The sequence below is a fragment of the Rahnella bruchi genome (genome assembly GCF_003614975.1).
GTDB lineage: Bacteria > Pseudomonadota > Gammaproteobacteria > Enterobacterales > Enterobacteriaceae > Rahnella > Rahnella bruchi.
Genome location: NZ_QZWI01000016.1, coordinates 105,179 through 123,668 on the forward strand (window position 1 = coordinate 105,179; position 18,490 = coordinate 123,668).

Sequence of the window (18,490 nt, forward strand, 5' to 3'; positions counted from 1 at the left end):
CGGACTGATTATTCTTCTGCCTGGTATTGAGCAGACTGTAATTTTCTCACAGAACGAAACTCGCCAAGCGTGACGGTAATTTCGGCTCCAAGAAGCACGATACACCAGCTGACATAGACCCACAGAAATAAAATGGGGATCACAGCCAGTACACCGTAAATCAACTGATACGATGGGAAAAGCTGAATATACAAGGTGAAGATTTTTTTACTCAATTCAAATAAGGCACCGGAAACCAGGGCACCCACCAGTGCGTCTTTTGCCGGAACTCTGACTGTTGGCACCACCTGGTATAATAGCCAGAACGTCACCCAGGAAATCAGTAAGGGCAGAATACGCAACGCATGGTCGATGAGAGAATGTACCCCGCTAAGGTTCAGCCAGTTCAGAGAAAGCAAATAAGAACTGACCGCAACGCTGGCCACTAAAAGGATTGGCCCGAGCGTTAATACCATCCAGTAAACCGCAAATGAGAACACAATCGGGCGCTTGGTTTTGCTGTCCCAGATTTTGTTGAGCACGCTGTCCACAGACGCTATCAGCAACAGGGCCGTCACGATTAATCCGCAGGTGCCCACAGCCGTCATTTTGCTGGAGTTAGCAACGAACTGTTCGAGATAGCGCTGAATGGTATTGCCCGTCGCCGGCATGAAGTTGGAAAAGATGAAAGATTTTAGCTGAACGCTGATCTCCGAAAACACCGGAAATAAGGCAAACAGCGAAAATACCACAGCGATCAGCGGAACCAGAGAAAGCAAAGAGACATAGGCTAAATGGCCCGCGAGAAGCGTCAGGCCATCCTTGTCTGAGCGCTTTAAGAGCAGGACTGTGAACTTCCACAATGATTTTGGATAGTGGCTCAATGCCCTTTGCTGCATCCTTACATCCTTCAGGAAAAGTATTTCGGTACCGTCTGGTTGTCTTCCACCCACACAGCTTCAATGCCTGCAGCGCGGGCGGCTTCAATATTTTCAGCCACATCATCGAAGAAGACTGCCTGGCTGGCAGTAAAGCCCTCTTTCTCCAGCACATGCTGGAAGATTTCCGGTTCAGGTTTTCGCATGCCCAGATTTTGCGAAAGATACATCGCATCAGTATTGGCTTCGATTTCCGGATAGTGCTGAGGCCAGAAATCCAGATGTAAACGGTTAGTATTCGACAACACGACAACGCGATGACCTTCTTCGCGCAGCTTCTGGAATAAAGTGATGACTTCAGGACGCAGGCCAACGAAAACAGCGTGCCAGCCCGCACTAAACTGTTCGAAGCTGAGCGCAATGCCCATTTCATTACACAGATCGGCGGCAAACTGTTCGTCGGTGATTTCACCCCGCTCGTGCCTCTGGAACACATCGCCCATTTTGAACCGCTCGGTCAGCGTGGCCAGCGGCGTTCCGCTGAGATGGCTCCACACACCAAGGACACGTTTGAAATCAATATCAATAATGACGTTTCCCATATCAAAAATGTACAGCATTGCACGCTCCTGATTTCAAAGATGACTTTTAACTTTAGCGGTAAAACGTACACCTGAACAGTGACAGAGTTGCGGTGTTTACCTCAACGTTAGAAAAAAAGACAAAAAAAACAGGGTACCCAAAGGCACCCTGTTTCTGTGTAACGGCGAGCGTTAAAGAAGATTAACCTTCTTTAGGACCACGCATAGCACGTTTACGATCGTTCTCGGTCAGGTGACGTTTACGGATACGTACAGACTGAGGAGTAACTTCGACCAGTTCGTCATCATCGATGAATTCCAGAGCTTGCTCCAGAGACATTTTGATAGCAGGAACCAGAGTCGTTGCTTCGTCAGTACCGGACGCACGCATGTTGGTCAGTTTCTTACCGGTCAGGCAGTTCACGGTCAGGTCGTTAGAACGTGAGTGAATACCGATGATCTGGCCTTCATACACTTCTGCGCCATGGCCCAGGAACAATTTACCGCGGTCTTGCAGGCTGAACAGTGCGAACGCAACTGCTTTACCCTGACCGTTGGAGATCAGCACGCCGTTCTGACGCTGGCCGATTTCGCCCGGACGAACGTCATCGTAGTGGCTGAACGTGGAGTACAGCAGACCGGTACCAGAAGTCATGGTCATGAATTCTGTACGGAAGCCGATCAGACCACGTGCAGGGATCAGGTAATCAAGACGGATACGACCTTTGCCGTCTGGGATCATGTCTTTGACATCGCCTTTACGCTCACCCATGGCCTGCATTACAGAACCCTGGTGTTGCTCTTCGATATCCAGTGTCACGTTCTCGAATGGCTCTTGCATGCGGCCATCGATTTTACGGTTGATTACTTTAGGACGGGATACCGCCAGCTCGAAACCTTCACGACGCATGTTTTCGATCAGAACCGACAGGTGAAGTTCACCACGGCCTGAAACGCGGAATGCATCAGCATCTTCAGTTTCTTCAACACGCAATGCCACGTTGTGCACCAGTTCTTTGTTCAGACGGTCAAGGATCTGACGTGAAGTCACATACTTACCTTCTTTACCACAGAACGGAGAGGTGTTAACGCAGAAATACATGGTCACTGTTGGTTCATCAACGCTCAGCGCTGGCAGAGCTTCAACATTCGCCGGATCACAGATAGTGTCGGAGATGTTCAGTTCGCCCAGACCGGTGATTGCGATGATGTCGCCCGCTTCAGCAATGGTCGCTTCGATACGCTCAAGACCCATGTGGGTCAGAACTTTACCGACTTTACCATTACGGGTTTTGCCTTCGCTGTCGATGACAGTGATTTGCTGGTTAGGCTTAACGGTACCGCGTTTGATGCGGCCGATGCCGATGACGCCAACATAGTTGTTGTAGTCCAGCTGAGAGATTTGCATCTGGAAAGGTGCTTCCATCTCAACTTGTGGCGGAGATACGTGGTCAACGATCGCCTGGTACAGCGGGGTCATGTCTTCGGCCATATCGTTATGGTCGTTACCCGCGATACCCATCAGTGCTGATGCATAGATGATTGGGAAATCGAGTTGTTCGTCGGTTGCGTCCAGGTTTACGAACAGGTCGAAGACCTGATCAACAACCCAGTCAGGACGCGCGCCAGGGCGGTCAACCTTGTTGATTACCACGATCGGCTTCAGACCATTAGCGAATGCTTTTTTGGTCACGAAACGGGTTTGCGGCATTGGGCCATCCATTGCATCCACAACCAGCAGCACCGAGTCGACCATTGACATTACACGCTCTACCTCACCGCCGAAGTCGGCGTGTCCTGGGGTATCCACGATGTTAATGCGGTAGTCTTTCCAATTAATGGCGGTGTTTTTTGCGAGGATGGTAATCCCACGCTCTTTCTCCAAATCGTTGGAGTCCATTACGCGTTCGGTTGCTTCTACACGCTCTCCGAAAGTACCGGATTGTTGCAGCAGCTTGTCGACCAGGGTGGTTTTACCATGGTCAACGTGGGCAATAATGGCGATGTTACGCAAATTTTCGATCACAGCTTTGCCTCAGGCATTAGAAATAGCGCGCTATTGTACACGTATTAAGCGAGGTTCTAAACAAGATCACAAGGATCTTGATGAAACAACTTATGGATGGTTACTTTGTGATCCCTTTCACGGTGCAAAAAGACCACTGAACCATAATGACGCACCTTTTTGGTGCTATGCATCTCAGAGTTAGCACCATTATAGTGCAGATATTCCGTTATGGTGCATACTTATTGAGTGCAAGAGCCCTGTAAAATGGCGTTGTTTGCATTTTCTCAAAGTTGGCACACTTTTCGCTAATAGTTTTTAGGGTAAAAAAAAGTTTTTACAGGGTGAAGCGTCTGACCAGTCAAATAATAGCGCTGTTCAGTCCACACGCCAGTTCAAGTAAAGCTGTTATTTCCAACTAAAGACCAAAAATGGTTATTCGTTCCACGACGATAATGAGAAATTCGGGAGAACTAGTATGTCCGCTGAACACGTTTTGACGATGCTGAATGAGCATGAAGTGAAATTCGTAGATTTACGTTTCACAGATACCAAAGGCAAAGAACAGCACGTCACCATTCCTGCACACCAGGTTAGCGCTGACTTCTTCGAAGAAGGCAAAATGTTCGATGGCTCTTCAATCGGTGGCTGGAAAGGCATTAACGAATCTGACATGGTTTTGATGCCAGATGCGAGCACTGCTGTTCTTGACCCGTTCTACGAAGAAACCACTCTGATCATTCGTTGCGACATCCTTGAGCCAACCACGCTGCAAGGTTATGACCGCGACCCACGTTCTACCGCAAAACGTGCAGAAGATTTCCTGCGCTCTTCCGGTATCGCGGACACAGTACTGTTCGGGCCAGAGCCAGAATTCTTCCTGTTTGATGATGTGCGCTTCGGCAGCAGCATCTCCGGTTCTCACGTTGCTATCGATGATATCGAAGGCGCATGGAACTCCAGCACCAAATACGAAGGCGGCAACAAAGGCCACCGTCCTGCTGTTAAAGGCGGCTACTTCCCGGTTCCTCCGGTCGACTCCTCCCAGGATCTGCGCTCTACCATGTGTCTGACCATGGAAGAAATGGGTCTGGTTGTTGAAGCTCACCACCACGAAGTGGCAACAGCTGGTCAGAACGAAGTGGCAACCCGCTTCAACACCCTGACCAAAAAGGCTGACGAAATTCAAATCTACAAATACGTGGTTCACAACGTGGCTCACGCATTTGGCAAAACTGCGACCTTCATGCCAAAACCAATGTTTGGCGATAACGGTTCCGGTATGCACTGCCACATGTCTTTGTCCAAGAACGGTAACAACCTGTTCGCTGGCGACAAATACGGCGGCCTGTCTGAAATGGCACTGTTCTACATCGGCGGTATCATCAAACACGCTAAAGCGATCAACGCCTACGCTAACCCAACGACCAACTCCTACAAGCGTTTGGTCCCGGGCTACGAAGCGCCAGTCATGCTGGCTTACTCAGCGCGTAACCGTTCTGCATCCATCCGTATTCCACACGTATCTACGCCTAAAGCAATGCGTATCGAAGCACGCTTCCCTGATCCAGCTGCTAACCCATACCTGGCGTTTGCTGCACTGATGATGGCTGGCCTGGACGGTATCATTAACAAGATCCACCCTGGCGATGCGATGGACAAAAACCTGTATGACCTGCCACCGGAAGAAGAAGCAGAAATTCCAAAAGTTGCAGGTTCACTGGAAGAAGCTCTGAACGCACTGAACGAAGACCGCGAGTTCCTGACCCGTGGCGGCGTGTTCACTGACGACGCTATCGATGCTTACATCGGCCTGCGTAAAGAAGAAATGGACCGCGTACGTATGACTCCGCATCCGGTTGAGTTCGAACTGTATTACAGCGTTTAATAAAAACAGCGTTTAATTTTCGAATTGAACCTGAACTCAGTGCCCGTCCTCTGACCGGCGCTGAGAAAAATACCCGGCTGGAGGTCTGGCTGTAAGAAAACCTTCAGCATCAAAATGAAGTAAAACGATTTTATTTGTTGCCGTGGAAACTTTCAGCCCATCTCCGGATGGGCTTTTTTCTCCACACTCTTTCCTGCTTAACCCCTCTGACCCGTGATTTCGCCGGGTAGCGAGATAAAATGCACCCATCAGGTGCGGGAGACTGCGGTATGGCAACTGGCAAGCTGCCCGATGCTGGGCAGATCCTGAATTCTTTAATCAACAGCGTTCTGCTGTTGGACGACGATTTGGCTGTGCATTACGCCAACCCGGCGGCTCAGCAGTTACTGGCGCAAAGTTCCCGCAAACTTTTTGGCACCCCTTTGCCAGAGCTGGTGGGATATTTTTCGCTCAACATCGGGTTAATGCGTGAAAGTCTGACTGCCGGACAGGGCTTTACAGACAGCGAAGTGACTCTGGTGGTTGATGGCCGCGCTCATGTGTTGTCACTGACCGCCCAGATGCTGCCGGAAGGCTTCATTCTGGTCGAACTGGCGCCGATGGATAATCAGCGACGCCTGAGCCAGGAACAATTGCAGCATGCTCAACAGGTTGCGGCCCGTGATTTGATACGCGGTCTGGCGCATGAAATTAAAAACCCGCTTGGCGGTTTGCGTGGTGCGGCCCAGTTGTTATCAAGAGCGCTGCCGGATCCGGCCCTGCTGGAATATACCAAAGTCATTATCGAGCAAGCTGACCGTCTGCGGAATCTGGTGGACAGATTGCTGGGGCCACAGCGCCCGAGTCAGCACATTACACAAAGTATTCATCAGGTTGCAGAGCGCGTTTGTCAGCTGGTATCGATGGAAAAACCCGATAACGTTCAGCTGGTGCGGGACTATGACCCGAGCCTGCCGGAACTGGCACATGACCCTGACCAGATAGAACAGATTTTATTGAATATCACCCGCAACGCCTTGCAGGCGCTGGGGGAGGAAGGCGGCACAATAACACTGCGCACGCGGACTGCTTTCCAGATTACGTTACACGGCGTGCGTTATCGTCTGGCGGCAAGAATCGATATTGAAGATGACGGCCCCGGCGTACCGGCACATTTGCAGGACACTCTTTTTTACCCCATGGTCAGTGGCCGCGAGGGAGGTACCGGTTTGGGCCTTTCAATCGCGCGCAGTTTGATTGATCAGCATTCGGGTAAAGTTGAATTTAACAGTTGGCCAGGACATACCGAATTCTCGGTTTACCTGCCTATTCGCCAGTGAGGTTCTTATGCAACGAGGGATAGTCTGGATCGTCGATGACGATAGCTCCATCCGCTGGGTACTTGAACGTGCGCTCACTGGAGCCGGTTTAACCTGCACCACGTTTGACAGCGGCAATGAAGTGCTTGATGCCATTGCGACTCAAACCCCTGACGTTTTGTTATCAGATATCCGTATGCCGGGGATGGACGGTTTAGCGCTGTTAAAGCAGATTAAACAACGCCACCCGATGCTTCCGGTCATCATAATGACAGCGCATTCCGATCTGGATGCCGCCGTCAGCGCCTATCAGCAAGGCGCATTTGATTATCTGCCAAAACCTTTCGACATTGACGAAGCAGTGGCTCTGGTTGAACGTGCCATCAGCCATTATCAGGAACAACAGCAACCCGCGCGCAGCCAGCCAGCCAGCGGCCCGACGGCGGATATTATTGGCGAAGCGCCAGCCATGCAGGACGTGTTCCGCATCATTGGCCGTTTGTCCCGCTCGTCGATAAGCGTACTGATTAACGGGGAATCCGGAACGGGTAAAGAGCTGGTGGCTCATGCATTGCACCGCCACAGCCCGCGTGCCAAAGCGCCGTTTATCGCGCTGAATATGGCAGCCATACCTAAAGACCTGATTGAGTCCGAATTATTCGGTCACGAGAAAGGGGCATTTACTGGCGCCAATACCATCCGCCAGGGACGTTTTGAGCAGGCCGATAACGGCACGCTGTTCCTGGATGAAATCGGTGATATGCCGCTCGATGTACAAACCCGTCTGCTGCGCGTGCTGGCAGATGGTCAGTTCTATCGCGTAGGCGGCTATGCGCCAGTGAAAGTGGACGTGCGTATTATCGCCGCGACTCACCAGAATCTGGAACTGCGGGTTCAGGAAGGAAAATTCCGCGAGGATTTATTCCATCGCCTGAATGTTATCCGCGTCCATCTGCCGCCGTTGCGTGAACGTCGTGAAGATATTCCGCGTCTGGCGCGGTACTTCCTGCAAGTCGCAGCGAAAGAGCTTGGCGTCGAAGCGAAAAACCTGCACCCGGAAACGGAGATAGCGCTGACGCGTCTGCCGTGGCAAGGCAACGTGCGCCAGCTGGAAAACACCTGTCGCTGGTTAACGGTGATGGCGGCTGGTCAGGAAGTGCTGATTCAGGATTTACCGAGCGAACTGTTTGAAACTTCGGCCCCGGAAACAGGTGGTCAGAGTCTGCCGGACAGCTGGGCAACATTGCTGGCTCAATGGGCAGATCGCGCCCTGCGTTCCGGTCATCAAAACTTGTTATCAGAAGCACAGCCTGAAATGGAGCGCACCTTACTGACTACGGCGCTGCGCCATACTCAAGGTCATAAACAGGAAGCCGCACGTTTGCTGGGCTGGGGACGAAATACCCTGACCCGCAAGCTGAAAGAACTGGGCATGGAATAAAAGCCAGGTGCCAGAAAGCAAAACAGCCGCATAAGCGGCTGTTTTTGTTTGCAGCAAAGAACTCAGATCACGCGGGAAAATTGCTGCTGACGCACCTGACGGCGCAGATAAATATCAAAGCACATGCAGATATTTCGGATCAGCAAACGGCCGCGTGGCGTCACCTGAATATGCTTTTCACTCACCTCAACCAGCCCGTCTTCGGCCAAGGGTTTCAGTAATGCCAGATCGTCGGCGAAATAGTCGGTAAAGCGGATGCCATATCGCTGCTCGACATCGGCAAAACTCAGCTCGAAATGGCAGATTAGCGATTTAATGACATCGCGGCGCAGACAATCGTCATTGGTCATTTCCAGACCGCGCCATAATGCATTCCCCTGCTCTTCTACTCTGGCGTAATAGGTTTTCAGGTCTTTCTCGTTCTGCGCGTAAGTATCGCCCAGCATGCTGATGGCCGAAACGCCCATACCCAGCAAATCGCTGTCGCCCTGCGTGGTATATCCCTGGAAATTGCGATGCAGTTTGCCTTCGCGCTGGGCAATCGCCAGTTCATCATCAGGACGGGCAAAGTGATCCATCCCAATAAAACGGTAACCGGAGGCCGTCAGCGAAGCGATGGTTTCCTGCAGGATTTTCAGTTTCTCTTCTGCGCCAGGCAAATCGGCATCTTTGATTTTCCGCTGAGCGGCAAACAATTTTGGCATGTGCGCGTAATTGAACACACTGAGACGATCCGGATTAAGCTCTGCCACGCGTTGCAGCGTATAAGCGAAACTCTCCGCCGTTTGTTTCGGCAGACCATAGATCAGGTCGATATTGGTGGAATTGAAACCCAGCGCACGGGCGCGTTCAATCAGGGCAAAGATGAAGTCTTCATCCTGCTCGCGATTAACCAATCGCTGCACTTCTTTGTTGAAATCCTGCACGCCCATGCTCAGGCGGTTAAAGCCTTCACTGCGCAAATGGTCGAGCACATCCAGCTCGATTTCACGTGGGTCGACTTCCAGCGACATTTCTGCATCGGGCAGGATATCAAAGTGTGCCCGCAGAAGGCCCATCAGACGGCTTATCTGCGCTTTATTGAGATAAGTCGGCGTACCACCCCCCCAGTGCAGTTGACTGACCTGACGGCCCTTAAAGAGCGGCGCACGGTGGCTTATCTCTTTCTCAAGCACGTTGAGATATTCTTCGGCTTTATGCTGCTGGCGCGTGACCAGTTTATTGCAGCCGCAGAAATAGCAAAGCTTATGGCAGAAAGGAATGTGCACATACAGCGAAAGGGAGCGCTCAGGGTAACGGACAGCCGCTTTTTTAAAAGCCGCATCGTCGTCGCTTTCGCTAAATTCGAGTGCAGTTGGGTAGGATGTGTATCGCGGACCTGAATAGTTGTACTTCTGGATCAGCGCTAAATCCCAGACGGTTGTCTGTTCTGACATGGGTGATTTACTCCTTCCGGCGTCGGATGCTGCCGGTTTCCCTTACAGGCAGGCTTTTGGCCTGCCTGACAAAGGTCGCTCTGCGCAAACGTGCTTTAGTTTTCGATAACCGCCGTAGTTTACCGAATAACCAAAGGAGATAACATGCAAAGAGTAAGGCTATTGCCGGAATGACCCAGCGCATCGCTTAGAAACCTTCTTTAGGATTCCCGCGTTTGAGCAACTGCATCATATCTTCGTTCTTCTCTTCTTCTTCGTCATCTTCGTCGTCGCCGAGTTCGATACCGAGGATTTCCATCAGAACATCAATACGATCCAGAGTCTGGTCAACATAAGCCTGATCTTCTGCGCTCAGCGCTTTGCCGTCGTCAATAAGATCGAGCAGTGAATCCAGACGCTCATCATTTTCCAGTAATGTCAGTTCTTCTTGCGGAGACATTTTTGGTTTTGCTTCCGGCTTCGCCTGCGCCGCTTTCTTCGCTTTCGCTGCATTGTTCGTGACGGTTTCCACGATCAATGGCACGGCTTTCTTACTGCCGATGCGCGGATCAGTTTTTTTAGCGCCTGCTCCGCTTTGATTCTGGGCAGCGTCCGGGTTAGCGCGTGAGCCTGCTTTGTGGCCACGGCGCTTATTGTCACGCTTGCGTTCGCGCGCTTCGATATCAAGCTCTACACGACTTTTCTTCTTCTTTTTAGCTGTCGCGGTATTGGCGCGCGGTGCTTTCGCTGGCTGTTTCATGGCATCTGCTCTTAGGTGTGTACATTTAGTATAGATTTGCGGCGGAATCTAGCAGAAAGCGAACAAAGAAAAAAGGCAGCAAGTTAACCTTGCTGCCTTTTTCTTTCCTTCCGTAGAAGGATATTCCTCAAACACTTTCCCTGTATAGCGTCAACGTCCCGGTTTTTCCTTTGCCTTTCAGAGCCTCCGGCCCCGTTCGTCCTTAAATCGCGATGCATTTCCCGTGATCCATGAATGCAATATTCGTCCGTGTTTCCGTTCTCGCCTTCACCGCGTAAGAAATACTTTACCCGACTGACACAAAGGCTCAAGATACCCGCCTGCCGTCTTGTGGGATTCAGAACTACATTATTTTTATCTTATTGAAATTTAATAATATTAAAAATTTCGGCGACAAAACAAGCGAAATAACCCGCATCATGAATAGCAAATGTCTTACATCATGAAGGCAATTTCCCCCGCCTTCATCTCTGTGGTCCCTTCGCCTCATCATTCGGAATTTAAAAACACGAACGCATCTCGGCTCTGTTGCAGTTATAATCGCCAGCCAGATACTCATGCCTCACGGAGACGCACGCTTTGACCAGCCAAACTTACAACTATCATATGACCCATTTCGTCATGAGCGCCCCGGACATCCGGCATTTGCCATCTGACGCAGGCATTGAAGTCGCATTTGCTGGTCGTTCAAACGCCGGCAAATCCAGCGCATTGAATACTTTGACGCAGCAGAAAAGCCTCGCACGTACCAGTAAAACGCCTGGCCGTACTCAGCTCATTAACCTGTTCGAAGTGAAACCGGGCATCCGTCTGGTCGACTTACCGGGTTATGGCTATGCTGAAGTACCGGAAGAAATGAAGCGTAAATGGCAGCGCGCGCTGGGTGAATATCTGCAAATGCGCAACTCGCTGAAAGGTCTGGTTGTGCTGATGGATATCCGCCATCCGCTGAAAGATCTCGACCAGCAGATGATTCAGTGGGCTGTCGATGTCGGTACGCCGGTAATGTTGTTGCTGACTAAAGCCGACAAACTGGCATCCGGTGCGCGTCAGGCGCAGATCAAAATGGTCCGCGAAGCCGTGAAAGAATTCATGGGCGATATTCAGGTTGAAGCGTTCTCTTCACCAAAGAAAATGGGCGTGGATAAATTGAGTGACAAACTGAACACCTGGTTCAGCGAAATTCCACCGGAAGTGCTGGAAGAAGAGCTTTTTGACGAAGGCGAGTAATTAACCGCGCTTTAACGAAGAAAACTGTAAGTAAAGAACATATCAGGGCGGCCAACAGGCTGCCCTTTTTTATGGATGCGGTTTTATGAAAGGGGGCAGGAAATGGGCGTAGCTCTCTGAAAACCCCAATAAAAAACGCCCCAGACATAAATGCCTGGGGCGGCTAAAATATTCAGCCAAATCCGATTACGTGAAGTAAAAGGTCTGAAAGATAGAACATCTTACCTCTGTACCCTACGAGAGAAACTTTACCCTATTTTCTGATGGGGAAAAAGAACTTTTTGTAGTTTACTTACACAAAAATCGCGGTTTATGCGATCACCTTCATGGTCTGAGTACATAATTCTGTAGCTTAATTACAAAAAAAGCTTAATTACTATCCACTTAGTGAGCCTGATCCCAGTTTTCTCCAGTACCCACGTCCACTTTCAACGGAACTGCCAGCGCCATGCTGGATTCCATCAGGCCGCGAATTTTTTCACTCGCAACTTCAACATCATCTTTATGCACTTCAAACACCAGTTCATCGTGTACCTGCATGATAATACGGGCACGCGGTGCATCTGACTGTTTCAGCCAGGCATCGACGCTTATCATTGCACGTTTGATAATGTCAGCGGCCGTACCCTGCATCGGGGCGTTGATCGCCGCACGTTCAGCTCCTTTACGGCGCATCGCGTTGCTGGATTTAATGTCCGGAAGATACAGACGGCGACCATCCAGCGTTTCCACGTAACCCTGCTCAGACGCCTGAGTACGCGTACGTTCCATATATTCCAGCACGCCCGGATAACGCTCGAAATATAAATCCATATAACGCTGAGATTCCTTACGCGGAATGTTCAGCTGCCGTGACAGACCAAAGGCGCTCATGCCGTAAATCAGACCAAAGTTAATCGCTTTCGCGCTGCGACGTTGCTCACCGGAGACTTTCTCCAGCGGAGTGCCGAAGACTTCTGCGGCCGTTGCGCGGTGAATATCTTTGCCTTGCGCGAAAGCTGTCAGCAAACCTTCATCTTTCGATAAATGCGCCATGATTCGCAATTCAATCTGCGAGTAGTCGGCAGCCAGAATGATGTAGTCTTTTGGCGCGATAAACGCCTGACGGATACGACGCCCTTCGTCATTACGCACCGGAATATTTTGCAGATTGGGATCGCTTGAGGACAGGCGTCCCGTTGCGGTAACTGCCTGATGGTAAGACGTATGCACGCGACCAGACTGCGGGTTGATCATCAATGGCAGTTTGTCGGTATAAGTCGATTTCAGTTTCGCCAGACCACGATATTCAAGAATAACTTTCGGCAATGGATAATCGAGTGCCAGTTCAGCCAAAACTTCTTCATTGGTTGAGGGGGCGCCACCCGGGGTTTTCTTCAGGATCGGCAGTTTCTGTTTTTCATACAGAATGGCCTGAAGCTGTTTGGTCGAAGAAAGGTTGAATGGCTCTTCGGCCAGTTCATGCGCTTTGTTTTCCAGCTCGTTCAGACGAATAGCCAGCTCTTTCGAGTGAGCAGCGAGGATGTTCTGATCAATCAACACACCGGTACGTTCGATATGAGACAAAACAGGTACCAGTGGCATTTCAATATCCGTGAACACCTTAGTCAGGGATTCGCTTTCCTGAATACGTGGCCAGAGTGCCTGATGCAATTGCAGCGTGACATCGGCATCTTCTGCCGCATACGGCGCCGCCTGCTCAAGCGCAATCTGGTTGAAAGTCAGCTGATTTTTGCCCTTACCGGCAATCTCTTCAAAGCCTACGGTTTTATGACCGAGATAACGATCGGCCAAACTGTCCATGTCATGACGCCCGGACACACTGTCCAGTACGTAGGATTCAAGCATGGTATCGAAGGCGATACCTTTTAATTCGATGTCATAACGCAGTAAAACACCGCGGTCGAACTTCAGGTTCTGCCCGACTTTGCGCTGTTTTTTATCTTCGAGTAACGGCTTAAGTTGTTTAAGCACATCATTGCGATCCAGCTGCGGCGGTGCATCAAGATAATCATGCGCCACAGGAAGATAAGCCGCTTTGCCCGCTTCTGTAGCGAAAGACAAACCGATCAGATTGGCCGTCAGCGTATCCAGACCATCCGTTTCGGTATCGAAAGCAAAAACGTCCGATGCTTTGAGATACCCGATCCACTCATCAAGGGTCGTCTGATCCAGAATGGTGACGTACCCTTCCTGAGATAGCTGGTTAGGTTCAACTGCAGATACTGAAGTCGTTTCTTCAGCCTGAGCGCCTTTCTTCGCCGCAGCCGGCGCTTTGCCAGCAGATTTTTTGCTGCTCAGCCAGGTGCCAGATTCCACATCTGCCAGCCAGCGTTTGAATTCATAGCGACCAAAAAGCTTATGGAGTTCGTCGGCGTCAGGTTCTGAAACCGTCAGCTCTGCACAGGTCAGATCCAGCTCAACGTCCGTTTTAATCGTCGCCAGCTGGTAAGAGAGGTAAGCCACCTCTTTATTATCCGCCAGTTTTGCAGCCATGGTTTTTGAGCCACGAAAGCTTAATGTCGACACTTTATCGAGATCAGCATAAAGCGCATCAAGGCCACCAATGCCTTGTAAAAGCGCCTGTGCTGTTTTCTCACCCACGCCCGGTACGCCCGGAATGTTATCCGAGGAGTCGCCCATCAGCGCGAGGAAATCGATAATCAGCTCTGGTGGAACACCATACTTCTCAACAACTTCATCTGGCCCCAGGATCGCGTTGTTCATGGTGTTAATCAAAGTGACGCCCGGAGTAACCAGCTGCGCCATATCTTTATCACCGGTACTGATCAGAACCGCATGCCCCGCTTTCTCGGCTTCAAGTGCCAGCGTACCGATCACGTCGTCAGCCTCAACGCCGGAAACGACCAGTAATGGCAGCCCCATCGCTTTTACCATTTGGTGAAGCGGCTCAATCTGAGAGCGCAGATCATCCGGCATCGGAGGGCGGTGAGATTTATACTGTTCAAACAGTTCATCACGGAAGGTTTTGCCTTTCGCGTCAAAAACCACAGCAACGTGGCTTGGGGTGTATTGCAGCAACAGACTGCGCAACATATTCAGCACACCGTACATCGCGCCGGTCGGTTCACCCGCAGAGTTGGTCAGCGGAGGGAACGCATGGTATGCGCGATAAAGGTAGGACGAGCCGTCCACCAGGATTAAGGGGTTTTCTGCTATCTGGGCCATAACTCTTCTTTATTCGTGATCAGACATGCTCTAAGGATGCCATAGCCAGCGGGAAAGACGAACCTTGAGAAGGAAATTCATTGCGAAGTTGCGGGGGATCTCGAAGGATCATCCTGTGGATAACTTTGTGAATAGTTTTAATAGGAAATTAATACGGGATGTTAATCCAAAAACTCATCAGGATTTTAACTACGTGTTTCATCAGGTTATAGGATTGATTTATGAAATATTGATGTAATAGAAGTTTAATAGCTATTGTGGATAGTTATATTTATTGGAAAACTTTCTGAGGAAGTTTTTTATATTTACGTCCGTAATAATTTTCTGCATCTCAATTCTTAGAAAATATAACGCCAGCCCGAAAGCTGGCGTTGAGATCAGAAATTCTTATTTTTTGGTCGCTAAGAAGTTGATCACATCAGAATATTGTTTGACGTACATATCCATTGAGCTGGTATCAAGTCCGTCATTTTTAACCATATATTTGCCGTTCACAAATACAGAGGGAACACCTTGCAGACCCAGGTCAGCAGCGGCTTTCTCCTGTTGAACAACCAGAGATTTCACGACAAAGCTGTTAAGTGCGGCATCATAATCTTCGCCTTTCACACCCGCCTGAATAAAGACTTTACGGATATCGTCAGCATTCTGAACTGATTGCTGTTTCTGCACAGCATCAAACATCAGCGGGCTCACTTTGTCTTCAACACCCAGAGCAATCGCAACAGCCCAGGCTTGAGTTAATTGTTTACCCAATGGCCCCAGGAATTCGACGTGATACTTGGTGTATTTAACATCTTTAGGCAGGTTCTTACGGATACTATCAGAGACATGCCAGACTTGTTCAAACTGGTAGCAGTGCGGGCAATAAAATGAGAAGAACTCGAGTACCTGTGGCTCATTAGCAACGGTTTTATCTAAAGTAACGTACTGTGCGCCATCAGAGAATTGCGCGGCAGACACACTGAAGGCCATAACCATACCAACCAGTGCCAGGAATATCTTTTTCATATAAAGCCTATCTCCATTTAATTAAACTTCGAACATTAATCATGACTCAATACATTGGCATCAGCTGTAAAGGAGGTGCCTGTAATTTCTTAACTTGCTCAGTAAAAGCCGCTATCTGACTACGCCAGAAATCTTCGTCCTGCATCCAAGGGAAACTCTTAGGAAATGCAGGATCTTCCCAGCGACGGGCAACCCAGGCCAGATAATAAACCATGCGCATGGCGCGAAGCGGTTCAATCAAAGACAGTTCGCGAGTGTCTAAATCTGCAAACTCTCCATAAGCTTCCAGCAAGATATCTAACTGGAGCCTTTGCTCACTTTGATCTCCATGCAGAAGCATCCAGAGATCCTGTATCGCCGGGCCATTGCGGGCATCATCCATATCGACAAACAAAGGCCCGTCACGCCAGAGAATATTGCCTGGGTGGCAATCACCATGTAAGCGTAGAGGCTGCCAGTCAGTATGCCAATAATCGCATGTAGTGCGAATCAGCTGATCGGTTGCTGATAAAAAAGGTTCGCGCAAACTTTTGGGGATCAGCGGACATAGGGCGAGAACTTCCCGCGGGTGGAAAAGATATTCGTCAACCCCGATAGTTGGACGTGCCGAAAACAGGCTTTCGCTGCCCACCTGATGAATGCGTCCAAGAAAACGTCCTACCCACTCCAGCTGGTCGAGATTATCGATCTCATACTGCCGTCCACCTACGCTGGGAAATACGGTAAACATATATCCCTGATAGTGATGCAATGTGTTTTCGTTGATAGAAAGAGGGGCAACCGCAGGAATTTCAGCATCGGACATATCAAGAGAAAACTGATGCTCTTCGTGGATCTGCTCTTCTGTCCATCGCTCAGGACGGTAAAACTTCACCACATAGCGTTTTCTGTCTTCACCGAGAAACTGGTAAACACGGTTTTCATAACTGTTCAATGCAGTGAGGCCGGACTCAGCAATAAGACCGACACTCTCTAACGCATCAAGGATAAGATCCGGCGACAATGCCTGAAAATTAAAAGCTGAATTGTTCATAACTTCATTCGGATTGGCCGCACAGAAAAATGACAATGGGAAATAGTATCATCTATTTTTGGCGGTTCGCATGAAGTTCACATAAGTTTACATCAATCTTTAATTACACCACGGGCACGTAAAAGTGCAGTTTTAAAATCATCCTCATAGTCTTTCTTCAAACCTGGGATTTCAGCCGTGCTGTCAGTACCACGCATTTTCAGGTGATAAATCAATGTGTCATCACTGAGTTCGCCCAATGGTCCCTGGAATCCACATTCAGTGGCCAGTTTCTGGATAAACTCCATCAGGTTCAGATCGCAATCTTCTTTCCATGCGGGATGCAGCAGTTCGATCAGCTCGTTCACACGATGTTCTTTCATGATAATCCTTCTCCATTTGTTTTCAGACCTTAAAAATAACAGGGTTATTTCGTCAGGGAAAGTACAAGCTCACCGCAGAAAAGTGTAACCTGCCCGGGGGTAAATTAAGGCGTTACAATAATGGCAATAATGATGTTTTGATGGACAGGTATTATGGATCGCAACAGTATTACAGGTGTTATTTTAGCAGGCGGTCGTTCGAGCAGGATGGGCGAAGATAAAGGACTGGTCGAAATTAATGGCAGGCCTTTATTTGAACTCATCGCAGAAAGATTGCGCCCACAAGTAGGAGAAATTCTGATCAGCTGCAATCAGAATTCTGAACGCTATGGGAAGGATTTCCATACAGTCCCGGACATCGAGCAAGATTTCTCAGGCCCTCTTGCCGGTATGCTTGCAGCGTTATCGGTGAGTAAAACCGAGTGGGTACTTTTCGTTCCCTGCGACGTTCCGGCTTTCCCTGCAGATCTTAGTGAATCATTGTCTGCCGGGCTATCAGGACAGAAAGCGGCCTATGCGCGCGACACGGAGCGTGAGCATCCGACACTTTGCCTGTTAAACCGGAGTTTAGTCCCGGCGCTGACAGCGTATCTGGAAAACGGTGACAGGAAGCTGATGATTTTCCTTCATGATATTGGGGCAAAATCAGTATTTTTCGGTGAATCAAAGGCGTTTTCCAACCTCAATACGCCCGAAGATGTAGCACTTTGGAAAACCCGCAATAAAGATCTCTCAAGATGACAAACAAACAAATTCCACTGCTTGGAATCGTCGCTTACAGCGGGACGGGAAAAACAACATTGCTGAAACTTCTCATTCCCTACCTGCGGCAGCATGGCATACGAACCGGTCTGATCAAGCATACCCACCATGATGTCGACGTTGATACACCGGGGAAAGACAGTTTTGAACTGCGTAAAGCTGGCGCAGACCAGACAATGGTTGCCAGCAATAGCCGGTGGGCACTAATGACTGAAACTCCGGGGCATGGCGAGCTCAGTCTGGAGTATCTGGCGACACGTTTCGACAGCAGTAACCTGGATATGATTTTAGTAGAGGGATTTAAGCATGAAGCGATCAATAAAATCGTGCTACACAGAAAGGAAACTGGGAAATCGCTGGATAATCTGATCGACGTTAGCGTTGTGGCCGTCGCAACTGATGGTTTGTTCGATCCAGTTAAGCCTGGAATCAGTATCCTGAATATAAACGAGGTAGATAAAGTGGGGGAATTTGTTATTCAGTGGCTGAAAAGTCAGCAAAACTAAAGGTTCTTTCCTCTTTTCTTTTTCTAAATTTCCCATAGCAAAAAGCCCTGTACGTCAGTACAGGGCTTTCCACTTATTTGATGCCTGGCAGTTCCCTACTCTCGCATGGGGAGACCCCACACTACCATCGGCGCTACGGCGTTTCACTTCTG

Annotated in this window: 16 protein-coding genes; 6 read left to right on the forward strand and 10 right to left on the reverse strand. The window is 49.5% G+C overall.

Annotation, left to right across the window (positions count from 1 at the left end; genetic code table 11):
• Positions 1–8: 8 nt before the first annotated feature.
• The 3 genes from D5398_RS21210 to typA all read right to left on the reverse strand — a co-directional run bounded on the left by D5398_RS21210 (position 9) and on the right by typA (position 3,464).
• Positions 9–878, reverse strand: a complete 870-nt coding sequence (locus tag D5398_RS21210) for a virulence factor BrkB family protein (RefSeq protein WP_120509398.1) — start codon at positions 876–878, stop codon at positions 9–11.
• A gap of 11 nt (positions 879–889) precedes the next feature.
• Entirely contained in the window at positions 890–1,477 is a 588-nt protein-coding gene (gene yihX, locus D5398_RS21215; protein ID WP_120509399.1) for a glucose-1-phosphatase, read from the reverse strand.
• 163 nt (positions 1,478–1,640) lie between these two features.
• Positions 1,641–3,464: a ribosome-dependent GTPase TypA gene (typA, locus tag D5398_RS21220; protein WP_120133061.1), complete on the reverse strand. Its 1,824-nt coding sequence runs from the start codon at positions 3,462–3,464 to the stop codon at positions 1,641–1,643.
• A gap of 457 nt (positions 3,465–3,921) precedes the next feature.
• Here typA and glnA point away from each other — a divergent pair, with 457 nt between their 5' ends.
• The 3 genes from glnA (at position 3,922) to glnG (ending at position 8,070) form a co-directional block, all read left to right on the forward strand.
• Positions 3,922–5,331, forward strand: a complete 1,410-nt coding sequence (glnA, locus tag D5398_RS21225) for a glutamate--ammonia ligase (protein ID WP_013577652.1) — start codon at positions 3,922–3,924, stop codon at positions 5,329–5,331.
• A gap of 269 nt (positions 5,332–5,600) precedes the next feature.
• Positions 5,601–6,650, forward strand: a complete 1,050-nt coding sequence (glnL, locus tag D5398_RS21230) for a nitrogen regulation protein NR(II) (RefSeq protein ID WP_120509400.1) — start codon at positions 5,601–5,603, stop codon at positions 6,648–6,650.
• 7 nt (positions 6,651–6,657) lie between these two features.
• Positions 6,658–8,070 (forward strand): nitrogen regulation protein NR(I), encoded by a 1,413-nt coding sequence (glnG, locus tag D5398_RS21235; protein WP_120509401.1) that lies wholly within the window; start codon positions 6,658–6,660, stop codon positions 8,068–8,070.
• A 62-nt stretch (positions 8,071–8,132) separates the two neighbouring features.
• On the opposite strand, the gene hemN is transcribed toward glnG, so the two are convergent.
• Together hemN and yihI are read right to left on the reverse strand one after the other, a co-directional pair.
• The gene (gene hemN / locus D5398_RS21240; protein WP_120509402.1) at positions 8,133–9,506 is read right to left on the reverse strand and encodes an oxygen-independent coproporphyrinogen III oxidase; all 1,374 of its coding nucleotides are present in this window, start codon (positions 9,504–9,506) and stop codon (positions 8,133–8,135) included.
• Between the two features lie 187 nt (positions 9,507–9,693).
• Positions 9,694–10,245: a Der GTPase-activating protein YihI gene (gene yihI, locus D5398_RS21250; protein ID WP_120509403.1), complete on the reverse strand. Its 552-nt coding sequence runs from the start codon at positions 10,243–10,245 to the stop codon at positions 9,694–9,696.
• Positions 10,246–10,824: 579 nt separating this feature from the next.
• Between yihI and yihA the strand changes: the two genes are divergently transcribed.
• The gene (gene yihA / locus D5398_RS21255) at positions 10,825–11,475 is read left to right on the forward strand and encodes a ribosome biogenesis GTP-binding protein YihA/YsxC (RefSeq protein ID WP_112289285.1); all 651 of its coding nucleotides are present in this window, start codon (positions 10,825–10,827) and stop codon (positions 11,473–11,475) included.
• A gap of 172 nt (positions 11,476–11,647) precedes the next feature.
• Here yihA and spfP read toward each other — a convergent pair whose 3' ends face one another.
• The 5 genes from spfP to D5398_RS21275 form a co-directional block, all read right to left on the reverse strand.
• On the reverse strand, positions 11,648–11,695 hold the full coding sequence (gene spfP, locus D5398_RS25905; RefSeq protein ID WP_071892919.1) for a small protein SpfP: 48 nt from the start codon (positions 11,693–11,695) through the stop codon (positions 11,648–11,650).
• A gap of 164 nt (positions 11,696–11,859) precedes the next feature.
• A complete protein-coding gene (gene polA / locus D5398_RS21260) occupies positions 11,860–14,664 on the reverse strand; it encodes a DNA polymerase I (RefSeq protein WP_120509404.1) in 2,805 nt (934 codons plus the stop codon).
• A gap of 387 nt (positions 14,665–15,051) precedes the next feature.
• A complete protein-coding gene (gene dsbA / locus D5398_RS21265; RefSeq protein ID WP_056777623.1) occupies positions 15,052–15,675 on the reverse strand; it encodes a thiol:disulfide interchange protein DsbA in 624 nt (207 codons plus the stop codon).
• Between the two features lie 46 nt (positions 15,676–15,721).
• Positions 15,722–16,708, reverse strand: a complete 987-nt coding sequence (locus D5398_RS21270; RefSeq protein WP_120509405.1) for a serine/threonine protein kinase — start codon at positions 16,706–16,708, stop codon at positions 15,722–15,724.
• A gap of 92 nt (positions 16,709–16,800) precedes the next feature.
• On the reverse strand, positions 16,801–17,070 hold the full coding sequence (locus tag D5398_RS21275) for a YihD family protein (RefSeq protein ID WP_120509406.1): 270 nt from the start codon (positions 17,068–17,070) through the stop codon (positions 16,801–16,803).
• A 153-nt stretch (positions 17,071–17,223) separates the two neighbouring features.
• Here D5398_RS21275 and mobA point away from each other — a divergent pair, with 153 nt between their 5' ends.
• Both mobA and mobB read left to right on the forward strand, forming a co-directional pair.
• Entirely contained in the window at positions 17,224–17,811 is a 588-nt protein-coding gene (gene mobA, locus D5398_RS21280) for a molybdenum cofactor guanylyltransferase MobA (protein WP_120509407.1), read from the forward strand.
• Complete coding sequence (gene mobB / locus D5398_RS21285; RefSeq protein ID WP_120509408.1) at positions 17,808–18,338, forward strand: molybdopterin-guanine dinucleotide biosynthesis protein MobB; 531 nt, start codon at positions 17,808–17,810, stop codon at positions 18,336–18,338. Before mobA ends, mobB begins: the two co-directional genes overlap by 4 nt.
• The last annotated feature ends 152 nt before the right edge of the window (positions 18,339–18,490 follow it).